This window comes from Streptomyces mangrovisoli (assembly GCF_000974985.2).
GTDB lineage: Bacteria > Actinomycetota > Actinomycetes > Streptomycetales > Streptomycetaceae > Streptomyces > Streptomyces mangrovisoli.
Genome location: NZ_LAVA02000087.1, coordinates 1 through 17,655 on the forward strand (window position 1 = coordinate 1; position 17,655 = coordinate 17,655).

Below are 17,655 nucleotides of genomic sequence, written 5' to 3' on the forward strand. Positions count from 1 at the left end.
TGCCCGCATGACCCGACCGCACATCCCTGATCTGCCGCCCACCCCGCGCACGGCCCCGCCGCTCCCCCTCCGCCGCCCGAGGGACATCCACGTCCGCGCGGCCGACCCCTCCTGGACCGGCACCCGCCCCCGGCCCGCCTCGGACGACCGCCGGTGCACCCGCCGCCCGGCCGCCGACCGGGGCCGCCCGCAACGAGCTTGATCCACAAGCCCTTGCTCGGGTGAACTGGGCTGCGCACCCATGGATCCGCCCGGAAGGACCCACATGCTGATCGAGCACCGCGGCCGCAGACCCGTCGTCCCCGCGTCGGCGTACGTCGCGCCGTCCGCCACCCTGTGCGGCGCCGTCGTACTCGGCGAGGGCGCGCGCGTGCTGCACGGCGCCGTACTGACGGCGGAGGACGGCGAAGTGCGCGTCGGCCGGGACACCGTCGTGATGGAGCACGCCCTGGTGCGCGGCCGCGCCGGGCACCCTGCCGTGTTCGGCGACGCCGTCCTGGTCGGCCCGCACGCCCACGTCAACGGGGCCACCCTCGGTGACGAGGTCTTCGTCGCCACCGGCGCGTCGCTGTTCCCCGGCTCGGTCGCGGGCCCCGGCGCGGAGGTGCGGATCAACGCCGTCGTACAGGTCGGGACCCGTCTCGAACCCGGCGCCGTGGTGCCGATCGGCTGGATCGCGGTGGGCGACCCGGCCCAGCTCTTCCCGCCCGACCGGCACGACGAGATCTGGGCGGTCCAGCGCGAGCTGGACTTCCCCGGGACGGTGTACGGCGTCCCGCGCGGCACCTCGATGCGGGAGATCATGGCCCGCCAGAGCGCCTTCTACGGCGCCCACCGCGAGGACCGGGTGCTCGACCCGGAGGAGTGACAGCCGCCGCCGTCACCTCCCCGTAAGCGCCTCCTAGGGTGAGGGACCGTTCCGGCACCGGTAACGTCGTCCTTGTGGACGTCACCGTGGACCGTCTCGTGTCCTGCGCCGCGCGCGAGGTCGGCCTGCGGGCGGACCAGCTGATCGAGGACGTCCAGCAGTCCCTGCGCCGCGGTGTCCCGGAGGTCTGGGACGACCCCGACATCGCCCGCCTCACCGCGCAGAACATCACCGACCACGTGCTCGCCTCCCTGGCCGCCCTGGAGGAGGGCGTCGCGCCGAGCAGGATCAGGACCCCCGAGGCCGACGTGGCGCGCGCCCGCAGGCTCGCCCGGCACGGGACCCCGGTCAGCGCGGTGCTGCGCGCCTTCCGGCTGGGCCAGGAGGTCGTCGTCGACCGGCTGCTGGCGGAGATGCCCCGGCTGACCGACGACGCCGCGCTGATCAGCGCCGCCTCCCGCGACATCGTGGCCAAGGCGACCGGCTACGTCGAGCGGATGGCCGAGCGCGGGGTGTCGGCGTACCAGGAGGAGCGGGACCGTCGGATGCGCTGGCGGATCTCCGTGATGAACGACGCGAGCCGGCGCATCGGCACCACCCTGGACATCGCCCGCACCACCCAGGAACTCGCCGACTTCGGCGCCGAGCGCTTCGCCGACCTGGTGACCGTCGACCTGCTCGACTCCCTGCTCCAGGGCCCGACGACCCGGCTGGACGAGCCGTTCGTACTGCGCCGGGTCGCGCAGAGCTCGTCCGGGAGCGGTCCTGACCCGGAGCTGCGCCTGCACCAGCTGCACACCTGCCCGGAGGACTCACCGCAGGCCCGCGCCCTGGCCACCGGCCGACCCGTCCGGTTCGGCGCCCGGCCCGGCAACGGGGACGACCACGGGAACGGGACCGAGGGCGGCAACGGGAACGGGGGCGGAGACGGCAACGGGGGCGGGGACGAGGGCGCCTACGACGGGCAGCCCCGCTCCACCCTGGTGGTGCCGCTGTGCGCCCGCGACGCCGTCCTGGGCGTCGCCCAGTTCGTCCGCCACCGGCAGCCCAACCGCTTCGACGACGAGTACCTGCTGCTCGCCCAGGACGTCACCACCAGGGCGGCCGTCGCCGTCGACAACGCCCGCCGCTACACGCATGTGCGGGCCGCCGCCCTCGCCCTCCAGCGCAGCCTGCTGCCACGGCACACCGAGAAGCAGTCCGCCGTGCAGGTCGCGAGCCGCTATCTGCCCGCGGGCGCGGAGGCGGACGTGGGCGGCGACTGGTACGACGTCATCCCGCTCTCCGGCGCCCGGGTGGCCCTGGTGGTGGGCGACGTCGTCGGCCGGGGCATCCACGCGGCCGCCACCATGGGCCTGCTCCGCACCGCCGTCCGCACCCTCGCCGACATCGACCTGCCGCCGGACGAGCTGCTCACCCACCTCGACGACGTCGTCCTGCGGCTGTCCTCCGAGGGCACCGACGAGACGCTCCCCGAGACCGAGGACGAGGAGCTGGGCGCGACCTGCATCTACGCTGTCTACGACCCCGTGTCCCGGTGCTGCACCATCGCCCGCGCGGGCCACTACCTGCCCGTGCTGGTCGCTCCCGACGGCACCGCCGAGCTGCTCGACCTGCCGCCCGGACCGCCCCTGGGCCTGGGCGGGCTGCCGTTCGAGTCGGTGGAGATCGAACTCCCCGAGGGCAGCCTGCTCGCCCTGTACACCAACGGTCTGGTCGAGTCCCACGAGCACGACCTCGACACCGGCCTCAAGCTGCTGAGCGAGGCCCTCAGCCAGCCGGCGCCCTCCCTGGAGGCGACCCGCGACGCCGTGCTCAGCGCGCTGCTGCCGGTGCGGCAGGACGACGACATCGCCCTGCTGCTGGCCCGCACCCGCGCCCTCGGGTCGGCCCATGTCGCGGACTGGGACCTGCCGTCCGACCCCAGCGCCGTCTCCGAGGCCCGCGCCAACCTCACCCGGCAGCTGAGCGAGTGGGGCCTCGACGAGCTGGAGTTCTCCGCGGAACTGGTGGTCAGCGAGCTGGTCACGAACGCCATCCGGTACGGCCGCCCGCCCATCCGGCTACGCCTGATCCACGACCGGGGCCTGCTGTGCGAGGTCTCCGACGCCAGCAGCACCACCCCGCATCTGCGCCGCGCCCGCACCTTCGACGAGGGCGGCCGCGGGCTGCTGCTGATCGCGCAGCTCGCCGAGCGCTGGGGCACGCGCCACGCCCGCCTGGGCAAGACGGTCTGGGCCGAGCTGAGCGAGTCGGACCTGCTGTAGCGGCGCCGGTCCGGACGGGGCAGCCGCGCAGTTGGCCGCGCCCGCGGGGGCGCGGTTCCCCGCACCCCTCGGTGGGCGCCGGGCGGCACTCCTCAGGGGCGCGGGGAACTGCGCGATCGACCACGACGAGACCCGCAGCCGAACCGGGCACCCGGCCGAGGACGCCGGACCTGCCGGACCAGCCGGACCTGTGCGGTCAGTGCGGTCAGTGCGGTCAGTGCGGTCAGTGCACGACGTCGGCCAGCCGCGGCACCACCCGGGTCAGCCGCAGCACGCCCCACAGGATCAGTCCCGCGCCGATCGCCTCGGGCAGCAGCCACCAGCCGGTCCGTACGGTCTCGTCGAACAGCGCCACGCCCAGCAGCAGGCTGACCGCCGCGTCGCCGATGGTCAGCGCGGGCTGGGAGGCGACCAGCGGTCCGGCCTGGAGCGCGTTCTCCAGCAGGAGCAGCGCCCCGACCCCGGTGATCGCGAAGCCGTACGTCTGCCAGGCGGTGAGGAAGGCCGTCAGACCGTCGTCGGCGAGCCGGCCGGTGGCGGACTTCAGCAGTGCCGCGGTCAGCGCGTTGCCGATCGCGGCGCCCGTCGCCAGCGCCGCGGCGCGGAACAGCGCTGAGGCGGAGGACCGCGCGAGCAGCACCGCGGCGGTGATCGCGCCCAGCGTCACGGCCAGGACCGGGATCCAGCGCAGCATGGACGCCTGCTCCTCGTCGCCGGCCGGGGCCGCCGCGACGAGCAGCAGGGCGAGCCCGCCCACCATGCCCGCGACGGCCCGCCAGCCGTCAGGGTTCAGCCTGCGGTGCAGCAGCCGGGTGCCGATCAGCAGCGCGAACGGCAGCTCCAGGATGAACAGCGGCTGTACGAGCGCCATCGGGCCGTTGATGAGAGCCAGGGCCTGGAACAGCGCAGCGCAGCAGACCCCGGCGATGCCGATGGCCCAGGCGGGGCGGCGCACGAGGGCGAGCAGCAGCCGTACGCCGCCGCCCCGGGGCACGTCGGCCGCGGCCTTGCGCTGAAAGGCCGTGCCGACGGCGTTGCTCACGGCGCCCAGGACGGCGAAGAGCACGGCGAGCACGGTCATGAGTCCACCATGCCCTTTCGTGGCCGCAGGTTCAGTCCGGGACGACCGCGCGCAGCGGTCCGCTCAGAGGTCCAGGACGACCTCCGTCACCGGGCTCGCGCAGCAGACCAGCACCTCGTCGGGGGCGGGGGGTTCGAGGGGCGGGGTGGTGTAGGTGATCTCGCCCGAGACGAGCGGTGTGACGCAGGTGTGGCAGACGCCGGTGCGGCACGAGTAGCGGGTGGGCACGTCGCAGGCCTCGGCGAGTTCCAGGAGCGAGGCGCGGGCGGGCGACCAGGCGGTGGTGAGTCCGCTGCGGGCGAAGGTGACCCGGGGGCCGGTGCCCGGGGCGCCCGCCGGCGGGTGCGGCCGTACGGCCGTGGTGGAGGTGACCCCGGGGTTGATGGCGGAGAGCGCGCCGAACTGCTCCGTGTGGATGTGGTCGGCGCTCAGGCCCAGCCCGCGCAGCAGGCCGGTGAGGTCGTCCATGAACGCGGTCGGTCCGCAGAGATAGGCGTCGGCGTCGGCGGGGATGCCGAGGGCCGCGAGCGACTCGGCGGTGGGCCGGCCCGGGGTGACCAGGGAGTCCCCCGCGGTGACCGCGGTGGCCGCGGTGACGTGGGGGGCCGTGCCGGTCGGGACACCGCCCGCGGTGTAGTGGACGACCTCGTGGGCGTCGGGGAGGTCGGCCAGCAGTTCGTGGGCCTCCTCGGCGAAGGCGTGGTGGGCGCGGTCGTGCGCGGTGTGGATCCACCAGACGGGGCGCGGGTCCCGGTCGGCCGCGAGCCGGTGGAGCATCGCGAGCACGGGCGTGACGCCGATCCCGGCGGAGACCAGGACGACGGGCCGGACGCCCGCTTCGAGGACGAACGTGCCGCGGGGGCTCGCGACGTCGACGAGGTCGCCGGGGTGGAGGCTGGTGTGGATCCAGCCGCTGACCTGTCCGTTGGGCTCGTGCTTGACGCTGATGCGGTAGCCGGCCGAGCCGGGCGCGGAGGACAGGGAGTAGCTGCGGACGGCGGGGGCGCCGCCGTCGACGGGCAGGCGCAGGGTCAGATACTGGCCGGGGCGGGCCTCGGGCAGGCGACTGCCGTCGGCGGACTCCAGGTGGAGCGAGGAGATCGCGGGGGTCTCCCGGTCGACGCGCGCGACGCGCAGGGCTCTGAAGCCCGGCCAGCCCGGCTCCGGCGCGGGGAGCGGGGCGGCGGCGAGTTCACGGAAGGACTGCTGCCAACCGGGGCTCAGCGCGGGGATGTTCAGCGCCCTGCGCAGCGAGTCGGGGTCGCGGTGCGGCAGATACAGCAGGGCGTCGATGTCGGCGACGGTGAGGTCCTCGGGTCCCCGGCGCACCAACGTGATCGGGTCGCCCGCCGCGACCCGGCCCTCGGTGATCACCCGCAGGTAGAAGCCGGGGCGGTGGTGCGCGACCAGCAGCGAGGCCATGGCCGGCTCCCCCAGCCGCATCCCGACGCGATAGCAGGTGACGCGCGGCTGGGTGACCTCGAACTCCGCCCTCTCGCCGACGCGGTAGCGGTCGCCGACGCGGACCTCGTCGTCGGGCAGCCCGTCGACCGTGAAGTTCTCGCCGAACATCCCGAACGTCAGGTCGTCGCGGCCGAGTTGCTTCTGCCAGTACTGGTAGGACTGCACCTGGTAGACGAGGACCGCGCGGATCTCGCCGCCGTGGCCGCCGAGGTCCCCCTGACCGTCGCCGTCGACATTGAGCCGCCGCACCATGCGCGGGCCGTCGACCGGGGACTTCCACGCCCCCGTGTGCACGGTCCGGCCCTGCCAGGGCACGTCCCGCGGCATCCCGACGTTGACCGACAGCAGCGTCGCCATCGCGGACCTCCGCCCTCCGCCTCCCGCGGTGATCTGTCCCGTGCCGATCCTAGTTCGGGGGCGCGGACTCCCGCGATCGGACGGCCGGGGCACTCGGTGCGGCCGGAGCGGTCGCGCGGCCGATGCGGCCGACGTCGCGGACCTAATCTCCCACAAAAATGTCTGCATTATCGGTGTGCATTTTGTTAACAATCTTGTAGCGTGCGTGACGCCCTGGGCCCGAGATGTCAGTGCATCACTTGGTACACGACGAGGGAGATCCGATGCAGAGGTTCTCGCCGGACGCCGCCGGCATCGCGCACGCACCGTCCACGGGTGCGGGAGGGCGCCGACTCCCGTCCCGCAGGCGCCTGTTGAGCAGTACGGCGCTCGTGGGTTCCCTCACCCTGGCGGTCGCCGCGCTGCCGACCGCGCTGGCGGCGGCCGCTCCGCGGGCGGCGGGGGCCCGCGCGCACGCCGCCGACCCGCAGGACGCCGCCCTGTCGTTCGACCCGTCCGCGTACACGACGCTCACCGTGAACGTCGACGGACAACCGGTCGCCGTACGGCAGTACAAGGAGATCTGCTACGTCGCGAACCCCGTGGAGGCGGCGGCGCAGCAGAGCGGCATGGGCGGCACCACCACGATCGACAACACCCGCTGCGGCTACGAGAGCATGAACGTGTTCGTGCCCGAGAGCGCCTTCACCGACCAGCGGGCGCCGATCTACTTCGCGGTCAACAACGCGGGCTGGATGGCCAGTTACATCAAGGCCAGCGTGACCGACGGCGCGTCCTACAGCAGTTCGACGAGCAACGTCGGCGCCGCGCTGAAGGCCGGCTACGTCTTCGTGGACGTCGCCAACCGAAGCCGCGGGCTGGCCGGGGCGGACGGCTCCTCGCCGGGCAAGGCGCCCGCGGCGGTCGTCGACGCGAAGGCCGCCGTGCGCTACCTGCGTCTGAACGACGCGACGATGCCCGGCAGCGCGGAGCGGATCGTCGTCAACGGCACCAGCGGCGGCGGCGCGTTGTCGTCGATCCTCGGCGCGTCGGGCAACAGCCCCGAGTACGACTCCTCCTTGGCGGCGATCGGCGCCGCGGGCATCGACGAGCACGGGCGCAGCACCCTGCGCGACGACGTCTTCGCGGTGAACGCGTACTGCCCGATCACCGATCTCGGGGACGCGGACACGGCGTACGAGTGGCTGTACAACGTGCTCGGCACCCGCGACGACACCGGCGAGAACGCCCAGCCCGCGGACGCCGCCACGATCGCGGCCGGCTTCCCGGCGTACGAGAAGAGCCTCGGGCTGCGCAACCCGGACGGCTCGCGGCTGACGGCCGACACCATGATCGAGACGATCAAGAAGGAGGTGATCCGCTCCGCGGAGAGCTATCTGCGCGCGGATCCCACCCACACGATCCCGCCGCTGGGCGGCACCTTCGAGATCACGTCCGGCGGCCCCGGCGGCCCGCCCACCACGAAGACTTACGTCAACGACTGGATCGACGTCGACGCCGCCACCGGCACGGTGCGGTCGGTCGACATGAAGAAGTACCTGGACTTCGTCGCCACCCAGGCCACGCTGAAGACGACGCCCGCCTTCGACGCGGTCGGCGTCTACGGCAACACCACGAGCGGCACCGAGACCAACCTCTTCGGTCCGCCGACCCAGAAGTACATGAACTACACCGAGTTCAGCTGGGACCACAACAACGTCGCGGGCGACGGCAGCGGCCTCGACGACACCGGCCTGACGTGGAAGCAGTACATCAGCAAGCGCAGCACGACCGTCGACGACCAGATCCACCTGATCGACCCGATGGACTTCGTCGGCACGAGCGCGGACACGGCGCCCAACTGGTACGTCCGCAACGGCACCCGTGACCGGGACACCTCGTTCATCATCTCGATCAACCTGGACCGGGCGCTCTCCGCGGACAAGCAGGTCAAGAACCTGGACTACCACCTCGCCTGGAACCAGCCGCACGCCGGCAACTACGACGTGCCGGAGGCGATGGCCTGGATCGCGAAGGTGGTCGGACAGGCGGGCGACCCGCTCGCCCACCACCGCTGACGACACCGCCCCGCGCGGGTCCGGTCCGGCACGGACCGGGCCCGCGACCGGTCAGAGGGGCGCGGACCGCGACCGTTGGGCAGGCCCGCCCTCAGGACTTCAGCGCGTCCCCGACCGAGTCACGGCACAGGATCACGGTGTCGAGGCCGACGATCTCGATGATCCGGGCGATCTCCGGCCTCAGGGCCGCCAGGAACAGCCGCCCGCCGCGCTCCCCCACGGTCCGGTGGGCGGCGATGAGCGCGTTGATGCCGCTGGAGTCCATGAACGTGACGCCGCCGAAGTCCAGCACCGTCCGCTCCGCGCCGGACCCGGCCGCCGCGGCCCTGAGCAGCAGCGGAGCGCTGTCCCGATCGATCTCGCCGGTCACGGTCAGCACGTCGGCGCCGTCGGTGCGGGAGTGCGCGACCGACAGACGGTGCTCCTCCGCCCGCCCTTCGAAACCTGCCACGTTCTCCTCGACAGCGGTCGTCCCGACGCCGTACGGCACTCCCGGGAAGTGGAACAACGGTGCGCGCATCGTACTGGTGACGCACGTCGTTGGCATTGCCATGCTGAAGATGTTCCGCGGCGGAATCACGCCACCCGAGCATCCGCCGTTCACTTCACTCGCCGATTCCCGCCGGTCACCGGTCCGGTGTGCGCAGGGCCAGCAGGGCCACGTCGTCGTGCCCGCTCGGGCGGACGCGGCGCAGCAGTTCGTCGGTGAACGACTCCAGCGGCCGGTGGGCGAGGGCGGCGGCGTGCTGCCGCAGCCGGTTCATGCCCTCGTCGAGGGTGCTCCCCGGCGCCTCGACGAGCCCGTCCGTGTAGAGGAGCAGCGTGGACGCGAGCGGCAGGACGGCCGTGGCGTCGGGGCGGGAGGTGCGCACCCCGGTGCCCAGCAGCAGTCCGTGGCCGTCGGTGAGGTACCGGGCGAGGCCCTCGCGGGTGATGAGCAGCGGCGGCGGGTGCCCGGCGTTGGTCCAGGACAGCTCCCAACCGCCTTCCGCCGCGGTCACCTTGGCGAAGACGAGGGTGGCCATGGTGACGTCGGTGATGGGCATGATCGCCTCGTCGAGGCGCTCCACGACCCGGCTGCAGGGCGTACCACGCGACCAGGCGTAGGCGCGCAGCATGTTCCGCAGCTGGGCCATGCCGGCCGCGGCCTCCAGGTCGTGCCCGACCACGTCGCCGACGGCCAGCGCGGTGGTGCCCTCGGGCAGGGTGAAGGCGTCGTACCAGTCGCCGCCGACCTGGGAGGCGTCGGGGGCGGGCAGATAGCGCACGGCCATCCGGAGGCCGGGCACCTGCGGCATCTGCGGCAGGAGGTGGTTCTGCATGGTCTCGGCGACCTTGCGCTGGCGCTGGTACAGGCGCGCGTTGTCCAGCGCGAGGGCGGCACGGCGGGCGATGTCCTCGAACAGGGGCAGGTCGGTCGCGGTGAAATCGCCGCTCTTCCCGGCGCGCCCCAGGGTGAGCGCGCCCAGGACGGCACGGGTGCTGCGGATGGGCACGATGGCCGCGGAGTGCATTCCGGTGACCTCGAACAGGCGGTGCTGTTCGACGGCGATGCCGGAGTCCGGTGCCCGTTCGTAGGTCTGCGGTCCGGCGATCGCCGAGGTCACCCCGCGCAGCGCCCGTGACAGCGGCATCGGGGACTCCTCCGGGACGGGCGGCATCGGCCCTTCCAGGTCCTCGTGGTGCACCAGGCGGTCGCCGTCCGCCTCGACGACGGCCGTGCGCCACACCTCGTCGCGGTCGGTGATCAGGTCGATGACGACCCAGTCCGCGAGCCGCGGCAGGACCAGGTCGACCAGCCGGCGCAGCGTCGCCTCCACGTCGAGCGTGGACGTCAGCCGCGTGGTGGTCTCGGCGAGCAGCGCCAGCCGCTCGTGCTCGCTCATCGCGGCCCTGGCGCGCTCGGCGGGCAGGACGCCGCCGGCTTCCCGATGGGGGACGTGGAAGACGACGAGCGTCCATTCGCCGTGCCCGTCGGCGGGAATGTACGGCGTGACCAGCCAGGAGACTTCGAGGACGGACCCGTCGCCGCGGGCGAAGTGGTCCTCGGCGGCCTGGGCGGTACGGCGGGCGTGGAACGCCTGCCGCATCCCGCACCGGGTCGCGGGCAGCGGCTGCCCCTGCGGCCCCCGATGCAGCAGATCGTGCGCGTCGCGGCCGAGGAGCTCCGCGGCCGTCCGGTCGAGCAGCCGCTCGGCGGCGGTGTTCACGGCGGTGATCTCACCCCGCTCGTTCACGACGTACGCGCCCGCCCCGATGGCCTCCAGGACCTCGGCGACGCGAGCGGCGGACGGCTCACGGGCCTGCCGGCTCTCGGTGCCCGTGGTCTCCTGCCCCGCCATCCGCCTGCCTCCTCACATTCGGCCCGCCCGGCCCGGTGCGGTGCCCCCAGTGTCGTAGGGCCGTACGCCTGTACGGCGTCGTATGCCCGTATGTCCGAATGCCCGTACGACACTCATGCGACCGTATGCCCGTACGACCGTAAGCCGGACAGCATACGGGCGCATTCCCGTCGTACGTCGATGTCCGTGACGGCGTTCAGGCAGCCGCGCCCTCCGTCAGCGGGAGGCGCGCGGTGAGGCGCTTGCCGGCCGCCTCCGCCACGGCCTCGAAGCTGCGGCACACGGCCGACACGATCTCCAGGCCGTGCCGGCCCACCCGGCTCGCGTCCGCCGTCCCGACCACCGGCAGGGCCGGATTGCCGTCCCGGACGGCGACCTCGACCAGGCCGGACGCGATCCGCAGATCGAGCCGGATCGGCCCGCCGGCGTACTTGCAGGCGTTGGTGACCAGCTCGCTCACGACGAGCTGGAGCAGGTCGCACGCGCGTCTCGACACGGGTACGCCGTGCTCGGCGCGCGCCAGGTCGAGGAACCCGGCGGCTCGGCGCCGGGCCTGGGCGACGCAGGCCGCGTCCCCGTTCAGGACGGCGGTGTCATGGAGAGAACGACCGGCGGCGCCTGCCGCCACGCCGTCGTCGCCCATCAGGGCCGGCGTCATCCGAACCCCCTTCGTGCAGCGGGTGTCACTCTCTTCGCGCCTACCCCTCCAGGACGCCCGCACGCTGCCGGCCCGGGGTGATCACCCCCACGGGCGGACGGCACCGGGAGCACGACCACCGCCCTCGGTCGGACGGCGCCGGGAGGACGACCACCGCCCTCGGCCGGACGGCGCGCCGTGCGATCGAGGGGACGATCGCCTCTCCCGGCCGGACGGCACGCCGTGCCGATCCACCGCGAACGGCCCGTTCGGACCGGTGGCCGGACCGCAGGAAATGCCCCTCGCAGACATCTTGTCACTCAGTGACACCCGTTCTACAGTCTTCAACTGACTGGCGAGTAACTAACGTGCACAACACGTGACGTGCCTGGCAGTCAGTTCGGCGCGCCGCTCCCCCCCACTCCCTTCCCCACCGTGCAAGAGCCGCCCTCGCGCCGCGTGTTCCGGGCGGGCCGGAACACGCGCGCCAGAGGTCATCACCCGGCGTCTGCCGCCACCACCCGTTGTGCCGTCACGGCCGCGGGCCGCCTGCGGGCGGCCCGCCGCCGGACCGCGCCCCGGGCCGGTGCCCGGCTCCCTCCGGCCCCTTCCGGCTGCCCTCGGGCCGCCGCCCGACCGCCACCCCCCGTGCCGTCCCCGTGCCCGGCCCCACCGGCATGCCCGCATGCCGGTGACCGCGCACGGGGTACGGCGCTCCGTCGGCGCCCGACCACGCGTACGAACACGGCGTTCCGCCCGCGCCCACCCCGCCCCGCACGGGTTGAGGCGCTCCCTCGGCGTGCCCATCCCGACAGGCGCGCCCGTCCGCACCGGCGCACCCCTCCGCACCCGCGCCTGTGCACCAGCACCCGCACCTCCCCACACCCCCACCGATCAGAAGGAGCGAGCCGCATGCTTCGATCGACGAGAGCGGACCACCCGCACCCCCCGGCCGGCCGACTGCTGTTCTGCGCCGCCGTCGCCCTGACCGTCATCGGCGCGCAGGCGACGGCCGCCGTCGCCGCCACCGACGGCGCCGCGGTGGTCTCCCGCGGGGTGACCATCCCCGCCTTCTACGACCCGCCGTCCTCGCTGCCCGCCACGAACGGGACCCTGATCCGCAGCGAGTCCCTGTCCCTCGCCCTCAGCCTGCCGATCCCCGGCGGCGAGTTCCCGGGCACCGCGACCCGGATCATGTACAAGTCGACCGACTCCAACGGGCAACCGGTCGCCGTCACCGGCGCCTACATCGAGCCGTCGACCGCCTGGCAGGGCAGCGGGGCCCGCCCGCTGGTCGCCGTCGCGCCCGGCACCATGGGCCAGGGCGACCAGTGCTCCGCCTCCATGGCCCTGGAGCACCCGCTGACCATCGACGGCGAGACGGTGTCGGTCGGGTACGAGGACCTGGCCATCTACCGGCTGCTGTCGGCGGGGATCGCCGTCGTCGTCACCGACTACGTCGGGCTCGGCGCGACCGACCGGCTGCACACCTACGTCAACCGGCTCGACGAGGGCCACGCGGTGCTCGACGCGGTCCGCGCGGCCCGCTCCCTGCCGGGCACCTCCCTCACCGGCTCCTCCCGGGTGGGCCTGTACGGCTACAGCCAGGGCGGCGGGGCCACCGCCGCGGCCGCCGAACTCCAGCCGTCCTACGCCCCGGACGTCACCCTGTCCGGGACCTACGCGGGCGCGCCGCCCGCCGATCTCACGGCGGTCATCAAGGGCATCGACGGCAGCGCGCTGGCCGGCGCGCTGGGCTGGTCGCTCAACGGCTTCCTCCAGTCGAACCCCGAACTGCAGCCGCTCGCCGACACCTATCTCAACTCGGCGGGCAAGGCCGCGCTGACGGATCTGTCGACGATGTGCACCGGGGACGCGATCCTCGGATACGCCTTCTCCAGCAGCACGAAGTGGACGAAGAACGGCGAGTCCATCTCGGACATCGTCAGCGACGAGCCGCTCCTGCAGAACGTGCTCGGCGCCCAGCACATCGGCAACCTGACCCCCACCAGCCCGGTGCGCGTGGCGACCGGCGTCGAGGACGACATCGTCCCGCACGCCCAGGCCCGCCAACTCGCCGTCGACTGGTGCAAGAAGGGCGCGAACGTCACGTACAAGGCCATCGTCCTGCCCAACCTCGGCGACAAGCTGCTGACGAACCACGTCGCGCCGCTCCTCACCGACCAGGGCGACGCCATCGACTGGCTGACCGACCGGGTCTCCGGCAAGAGCGCCACGTCCAACTGCGCGACGATGTTCCTGCAACCGTGACGGCACGGGCCGCGCACCGCCTTCGGCCATCGGCCATCGGCCATCGGCCAATGAGCCTTCGGCCGCCGGTGCGCGGCTTGTGGTACGCGGCCCGTGATGCGCGCAGTCGGACTCCGCCGCTCCCGACACGGCCGGATTCCGCCTGTGCGCAACCTGTACACACCCCCCACCCCGGAGGTTACCGTTCGGTAGTTCACGTGCCCCCGGAGGTGTCCCCCCATGACGCTCGACCGTGCCGCCGGCCTCGCCGAGTCCGTACGTGCCGTTGCCGCAGGCGAAGTGACGTCACGTCAGCTCGTCACCGAGGCCCTCGCGCGGATCGAGGCCGCGCAGGGCTCCCTCAACGCCTTCCGGATCGTGCGGTACGACGCCGCGCTCGCCGAGGCCGACGCCGCGGACGCGCGGCGCGCCGCGGGAGTGCGCCTGCCGCTGCTCGGCGTGCCGGTCGCCGTCAAGGACGACATGGACGTGGCGGGCGAGCCCACCGCGTTCGGCTGCCGCGGCGACTTCCCGCCGGCCGTCGCGGACGGCGAGGCGGTACGGCGGCTGCGCGCGGCCGGCGCGATCGTGGTCGGCAAGACCAACACCTGCGAGCTGGGCCAGTGGCCGTTCACCGAGGGGCCCGCGTTCGGCGCCACCCGCAATCCGTGGAACTCGGCGCACACGCCCGGGGGTTCGTCCGGCGGGTCCGCGGCGGCCGTCGCCGCGGGGCTCGTTCCGGCCGCGCTCGGCTCGGACGGCGCGGGATCGGTGCGCATCCCGGCCTCCTGGACCCATCTCGTCGGCATCAAGCCGCAGCGCGGCCGCATCTCGACCTGGCCGCGCGGCGAATCGTTCCAGGGGATCACCGTCAACGGCACGCTGGCCCGCACGGTCGCGGACGCGGCCCTGCTGCTCGACGCGGCCAGCGGCAACCATCCGCGCGACCCCTTCCGGCCGCCGGCCCTCGACATCTCGGCGGCGGTCGGCCGCGACCCGGGGCGGCTGCGCGTCGCGCTCTCCCTGAAGCCGCCGTTCACCGCCCTGCCCGCCCGTCTGCACCCCGCGCTGAAGGCACGCGTCCTCGAACTGGCCGACACCCTCGCGGCGTTGGGGCACACCGTCGAGGAGGCCGACCCGCCCTACGGGCAGATCGGGCTGTCGTTCCTGCCCCGCGCGACCGTCGGCATCGCCGAGCACGTCCGCGACACGCCCGATCCCGCACTGCTCGACCCCCGCACCCGCGGCTCCGCCCGCGTCGGGCGGCTGCTGAGCGGGGTGCCGCTGCGCGCGGCCCGGCGCGCAGAGGCCGCCCTCCAGCGGCGCATCGGCGCCTTCTTCACGTCGTACGACGTCGTCCTCGCGCCGACGACCGCCGCTCCCCCGCCCCTGGTCGGCTCCATGCTGAACCTGAACGGCCTGGCCACCGACCGCGCGATGATCGCCGCGTGCCCCTACGCCTGGCCGTGGAACGTCCTCGGCTGGCCCGGGGTGAACGTCCCCGCCGGGTTCGTCGGCGACCTGCCCGTGGGCGGCCAGCTCCTCGGCCCGGCGGACAGCGAGCCGCTTCTGGTGTCGGTCGCCGCCCAGTTGGAGGCGGAGCTGCGCTGGCACGAGCGGTGGCCCCCGCTGCGGCCGACGGCGGACTCCTCGGCGGCGTAGGGACGTTCACGCCGCAGGACCCGCCGCGTACGCTGTGACCATGGACGATGCGTCGATGGTCGGGCTCGTGGGGCGGGTCACCGGAACGGTCGGACCCGGGCTCGTCGGCGAGGTGATCGTCCGGGTGCGCGGCGGCGCCGAGCACTTCCTCGCCCACCCCGCTCCCGGTGCCGGCCGGATCGAGTGCGGCACGGTGGTGATAGTGGTGGAGTACCTGCCCCCGCGGACCGTCTACGTCAGCCCCGCATACGACAGTTGAGCGTGCTCCGCCCCAGGTGAGAGGGGCGTGCGGGGTTACGTATCAAGATTGCGACAAGGAATCCCCGGCGACTTCACCCCGCTGCCCGACGGGAGCACACTCGCCTTCGTTCGGTGCCGAGAGGGCACCATTCAAAGGGGGCGTATGCCGATGATCGTCGGCGTCGTCGCGGGGGTGGCGGTTGTCGCCTTCCTCGCGCTGATCGGTGTGTTCAAGGCCATGTGGCGGGTCGCGGAACCCAACGAGGCACTCATCATCTCGGGCTCCAAGCACCGGACCGAGGGCGTTGAGGAAGGCCTGGGATTCCGCATCGTCACCGGGCGGGGCACGCTGGTGCTGCCGGGTGTGCAGGCGGTGCGCAAGCTGTCGCTCGATCTGAACGAGACCGAGCTGCACGTGGACTGCGTCACCCAGCAGGGCATCCCGCTCAAGGTGCGGGGCGTGGTCATCTTCAAGGTGGGCGACGACTACGTGTCCGTCGCCAACGCGGCCAGGCGCTTCCTGGACCAGCAGAAACTGATGGCGGAGCGGGTGCACAACGTCTTCGCCGGTCATCTCCGTTCGATCGTGGGCGGGTTGACCGTGGAGGACATGATCCGCGACCGGGAGAAGCTGACCGGGCAGACCCGGGCCGCCTGCGGCACGGAGATGGAGAAGCTCGGCCTGATCGTCGACTCGCTGCAGATCCACGAGATCGAGGACCCGACCGGGTACATCCAGAACCTGGCCGCGCCGCACGCGGCGGCCGTCCAGCGCGACGCACGTATCGCGCAGGCGGAGGCGAACCGTCTCGCCACCGAGGCCGAGCAGGCGTCGTACGCCCGGATGGCCGAGGCCACCCGGGACAGCGAGATCCTCCAGGCGGGCTACCAGGCCGAACGGGACAAGGCGCTCGCCAAGTCCCAGCAGGCCGGCCCGCTCGCCGCGGCCGCCTCCCGGCAGGAGGTCGTCGTCCAGGAGACGCGGGTCGCCGAACTCGAGGCGCACCGGCGGGAGCAGCAGCTCCAGGCGGACGTCCGCAAGCCGGCGGACGCCAAGGCGTACGAGAAGCGCACCCTGGCCGAGGCCGAACGCGACGCGCGCATCTCGGCGGCGCAGGCCAAGGCGAAGGAGACCGAACTCGCGGCCGCCGCCGAGGCGAGCCGGGTCAAGCAGGCCGCCGGAGCCGAGGCCGAGTCGACGAGGACGCGCGGTACGGCCATGGCCGACGCCACCCGGGCCACGGGTGAGGCGGAGGCGGCGGCCGCGCAGGCCAGGGGTCTGGCGGAGGCCGAGGCAGCCAGGGCCAAGGGTCTCGCCGAGGCGGAGACCATCAAGGCGCGGGCCGCGGCCCTCGCCGAGAACCAGGAAGCGGTCGTCGCCCAGCAACTCGCCGAGAACTGGCCGGAGATCGTCAAGGCCGGCGCGTCGGCGTTCGGCAACGTCGACAACATGGTGCTCCTCAACGGCGCCGACGGCATGGCGGACATGTTCGCCAAGGCGCTGACCATGGGCGGCACCGGCCTCGGCCTGGCCCGCCAGCTGCTCGCGTCGATGAACCAGAACGGCGCTGGCGGGACCGGGCAGAGCGGCACTTCGCAGCTGAACGGGGCCACCGCGCCCCCGGCGCAGCAGGTGCCGGTGAAGCTGGACGAGAAGTAGCGCGTGGAGGCGGTGAGATGAGGTCGCGGGGGCACCCTCTAAGGTGCCCCCGTGACTGCTTTCACCGATGAGACCGAAGAGAACGTGCCCGGCCGGTACGGCGATTCCGCCACCACCGAGGCCGACCCCCACCAGGTGGGCCGGGTGCGCACCGAGTACGCCCCCGCGCACGACGGCGACCCGGACCCCGGTGAGATCGTCTGGACCTGGGTGCCCTTCGAGGAGAACGACGGCCGCGGCAAGGACCGTCCCGTCCTCGTGGTGGCCCGGGAGGCGGCGGGGACCCTGCTGGCGGTCCAACTGTCGAGCAAGCGGCACGACGACGACCGCGAGTGGGTGGCGATCGGCTCCGGCCCGTGGGACCGCTCGGGCCGCGACTCGTGGATCAACATCGACCGGGTGATACGCCTCCACGAGGACGGCATGCGCCGCGAGGCGTGCGCCCTGGACCGCGGCCGCTTCAACCTGGTCCGCAACCGCCTGCACGAACGCTACGGCTGGACCTGACCCACCGGAGCACCCCGCACAAGCCACCCGAAGACCCCGTCCCCGGCGTTTCCGCTGGGGACGGGGTCTTCGCGCATGCGCCGAGGCTCCAGGACGAAGGGGGCGCCGCTCGCGAGCACCGGCCGGGGAGTGGTGGCGTGCCCGGGAACGCCCATCCCGTCTGCCATCGCCCCAGGCGGATGGGGAGCCGACGAGCCGTCGACAAGGATGAGGCCAGACCTCCGAGCACGTTCCTAGCCTCGCGCTTTCATGAAGCGAGCTGT

14 protein-coding genes are annotated in these 17,655 nt (G+C 73.3%); 9 read left to right on the forward strand and 5 right to left on the reverse strand.

Annotation, left to right across the window (positions count from 1 at the left end; all coding sequences use genetic code 11):
* From WN71_RS42345 to WN71_RS30515, 3 genes are all read left to right on the forward strand, one after another.
* Positions 1–202, forward strand: a 202-nt coding sequence (locus WN71_RS42345; RefSeq protein WP_206300180.1) for a hypothetical protein, incomplete at its 5' end; no start/stop codon positions are given.
* Positions 203–265: 63 nt separating this feature from the next.
* Positions 266–868: a gamma carbonic anhydrase family protein gene (locus WN71_RS30510; protein WP_046591776.1), complete on the forward strand. Its 603-nt coding sequence runs from the start codon at positions 266–268 to the stop codon at positions 866–868.
* A gap of 74 nt (positions 869–942) precedes the next feature.
* Positions 943–3,135, forward strand: a complete 2,193-nt coding sequence (locus WN71_RS30515) for an ATP-binding SpoIIE family protein phosphatase (protein ID WP_046591777.1) — start codon at positions 943–945, stop codon at positions 3,133–3,135.
* 223 nt (positions 3,136–3,358) lie between these two features.
* On the opposite strand, the gene WN71_RS30520 is transcribed toward WN71_RS30515, so the two are convergent.
* Positions 3,359–4,216, reverse strand: a complete 858-nt coding sequence (locus WN71_RS30520; protein ID WP_046591778.1) for a DMT family transporter — start codon at positions 4,214–4,216, stop codon at positions 3,359–3,361.
* A 63-nt stretch (positions 4,217–4,279) separates the two neighbouring features.
* Complete coding sequence (locus WN71_RS30525; RefSeq protein WP_046591779.1) at positions 4,280–6,037, reverse strand: MOSC and FAD-binding oxidoreductase domain-containing protein; 1,758 nt, start codon at positions 6,035–6,037, stop codon at positions 4,280–4,282.
* Positions 6,038–6,300: 263 nt separating this feature from the next.
* On the opposite strand from WN71_RS30525, the gene WN71_RS42040 reads away from it, so the two are divergent.
* Complete coding sequence (locus WN71_RS42040; protein ID WP_167382970.1) at positions 6,301–8,094, forward strand: subtype B tannase; 1,794 nt, start codon at positions 6,301–6,303, stop codon at positions 8,092–8,094.
* A 91-nt stretch (positions 8,095–8,185) separates the two neighbouring features.
* On the opposite strand, the gene WN71_RS30535 is transcribed toward WN71_RS42040, so the two are convergent.
* The 3 genes from WN71_RS30535 to WN71_RS30545 all read right to left on the reverse strand — a co-directional run bounded on the left by WN71_RS30535 (position 8,186) and on the right by WN71_RS30545 (position 11,094).
* Positions 8,186–8,545, reverse strand: a complete 360-nt coding sequence (locus WN71_RS30535; protein WP_046591787.1) for an STAS domain-containing protein — start codon at positions 8,543–8,545, stop codon at positions 8,186–8,188.
* A 175-nt stretch (positions 8,546–8,720) separates the two neighbouring features.
* On the reverse strand, positions 8,721–10,436 hold the full coding sequence (locus WN71_RS30540; protein WP_046591780.1) for a SpoIIE family protein phosphatase: 1,716 nt from the start codon (positions 10,434–10,436) through the stop codon (positions 8,721–8,723).
* 196 nt (positions 10,437–10,632) lie between these two features.
* Complete coding sequence (locus WN71_RS30545; RefSeq protein ID WP_052743189.1) at positions 10,633–11,094, reverse strand: ATP-binding protein; 462 nt, start codon at positions 11,092–11,094, stop codon at positions 10,633–10,635.
* Positions 11,095–11,985: 891 nt separating this feature from the next.
* Here WN71_RS30545 and WN71_RS30550 point away from each other — a divergent pair.
* The 5 genes from WN71_RS30550 (at position 11,986) to WN71_RS30570 (ending at position 17,392) form a co-directional block, all read left to right on the forward strand.
* Complete coding sequence (locus WN71_RS30550) at positions 11,986–13,344, forward strand: lipase family protein (RefSeq protein WP_046591781.1); 1,359 nt, start codon at positions 11,986–11,988, stop codon at positions 13,342–13,344.
* Positions 13,345–13,563: 219 nt separating this feature from the next.
* Complete coding sequence (locus WN71_RS30555; RefSeq protein WP_046591782.1) at positions 13,564–14,985, forward strand: amidase; 1,422 nt, start codon at positions 13,564–13,566, stop codon at positions 14,983–14,985.
* A gap of 40 nt (positions 14,986–15,025) precedes the next feature.
* Positions 15,026–15,244 carry a hypothetical protein gene (locus WN71_RS30560; RefSeq protein ID WP_206300181.1) on the forward strand — a complete coding sequence of 73 codons (219 nt, stop codon included), beginning with the start codon at positions 15,026–15,028 and terminating at the stop codon, positions 15,242–15,244.
* A 144-nt stretch (positions 15,245–15,388) separates the two neighbouring features.
* Positions 15,389–16,885, forward strand: a complete 1,497-nt coding sequence (locus WN71_RS30565) for a flotillin family protein (RefSeq protein ID WP_046591784.1) — start codon at positions 15,389–15,391, stop codon at positions 16,883–16,885.
* Positions 16,886–16,936: 51 nt separating this feature from the next.
* On the forward strand, positions 16,937–17,392 hold the full coding sequence (locus WN71_RS30570; protein WP_046591785.1) for a type II toxin-antitoxin system PemK/MazF family toxin: 456 nt from the start codon (positions 16,937–16,939) through the stop codon (positions 17,390–17,392).
* The last annotated feature ends 263 nt before the right edge of the window (positions 17,393–17,655 follow it).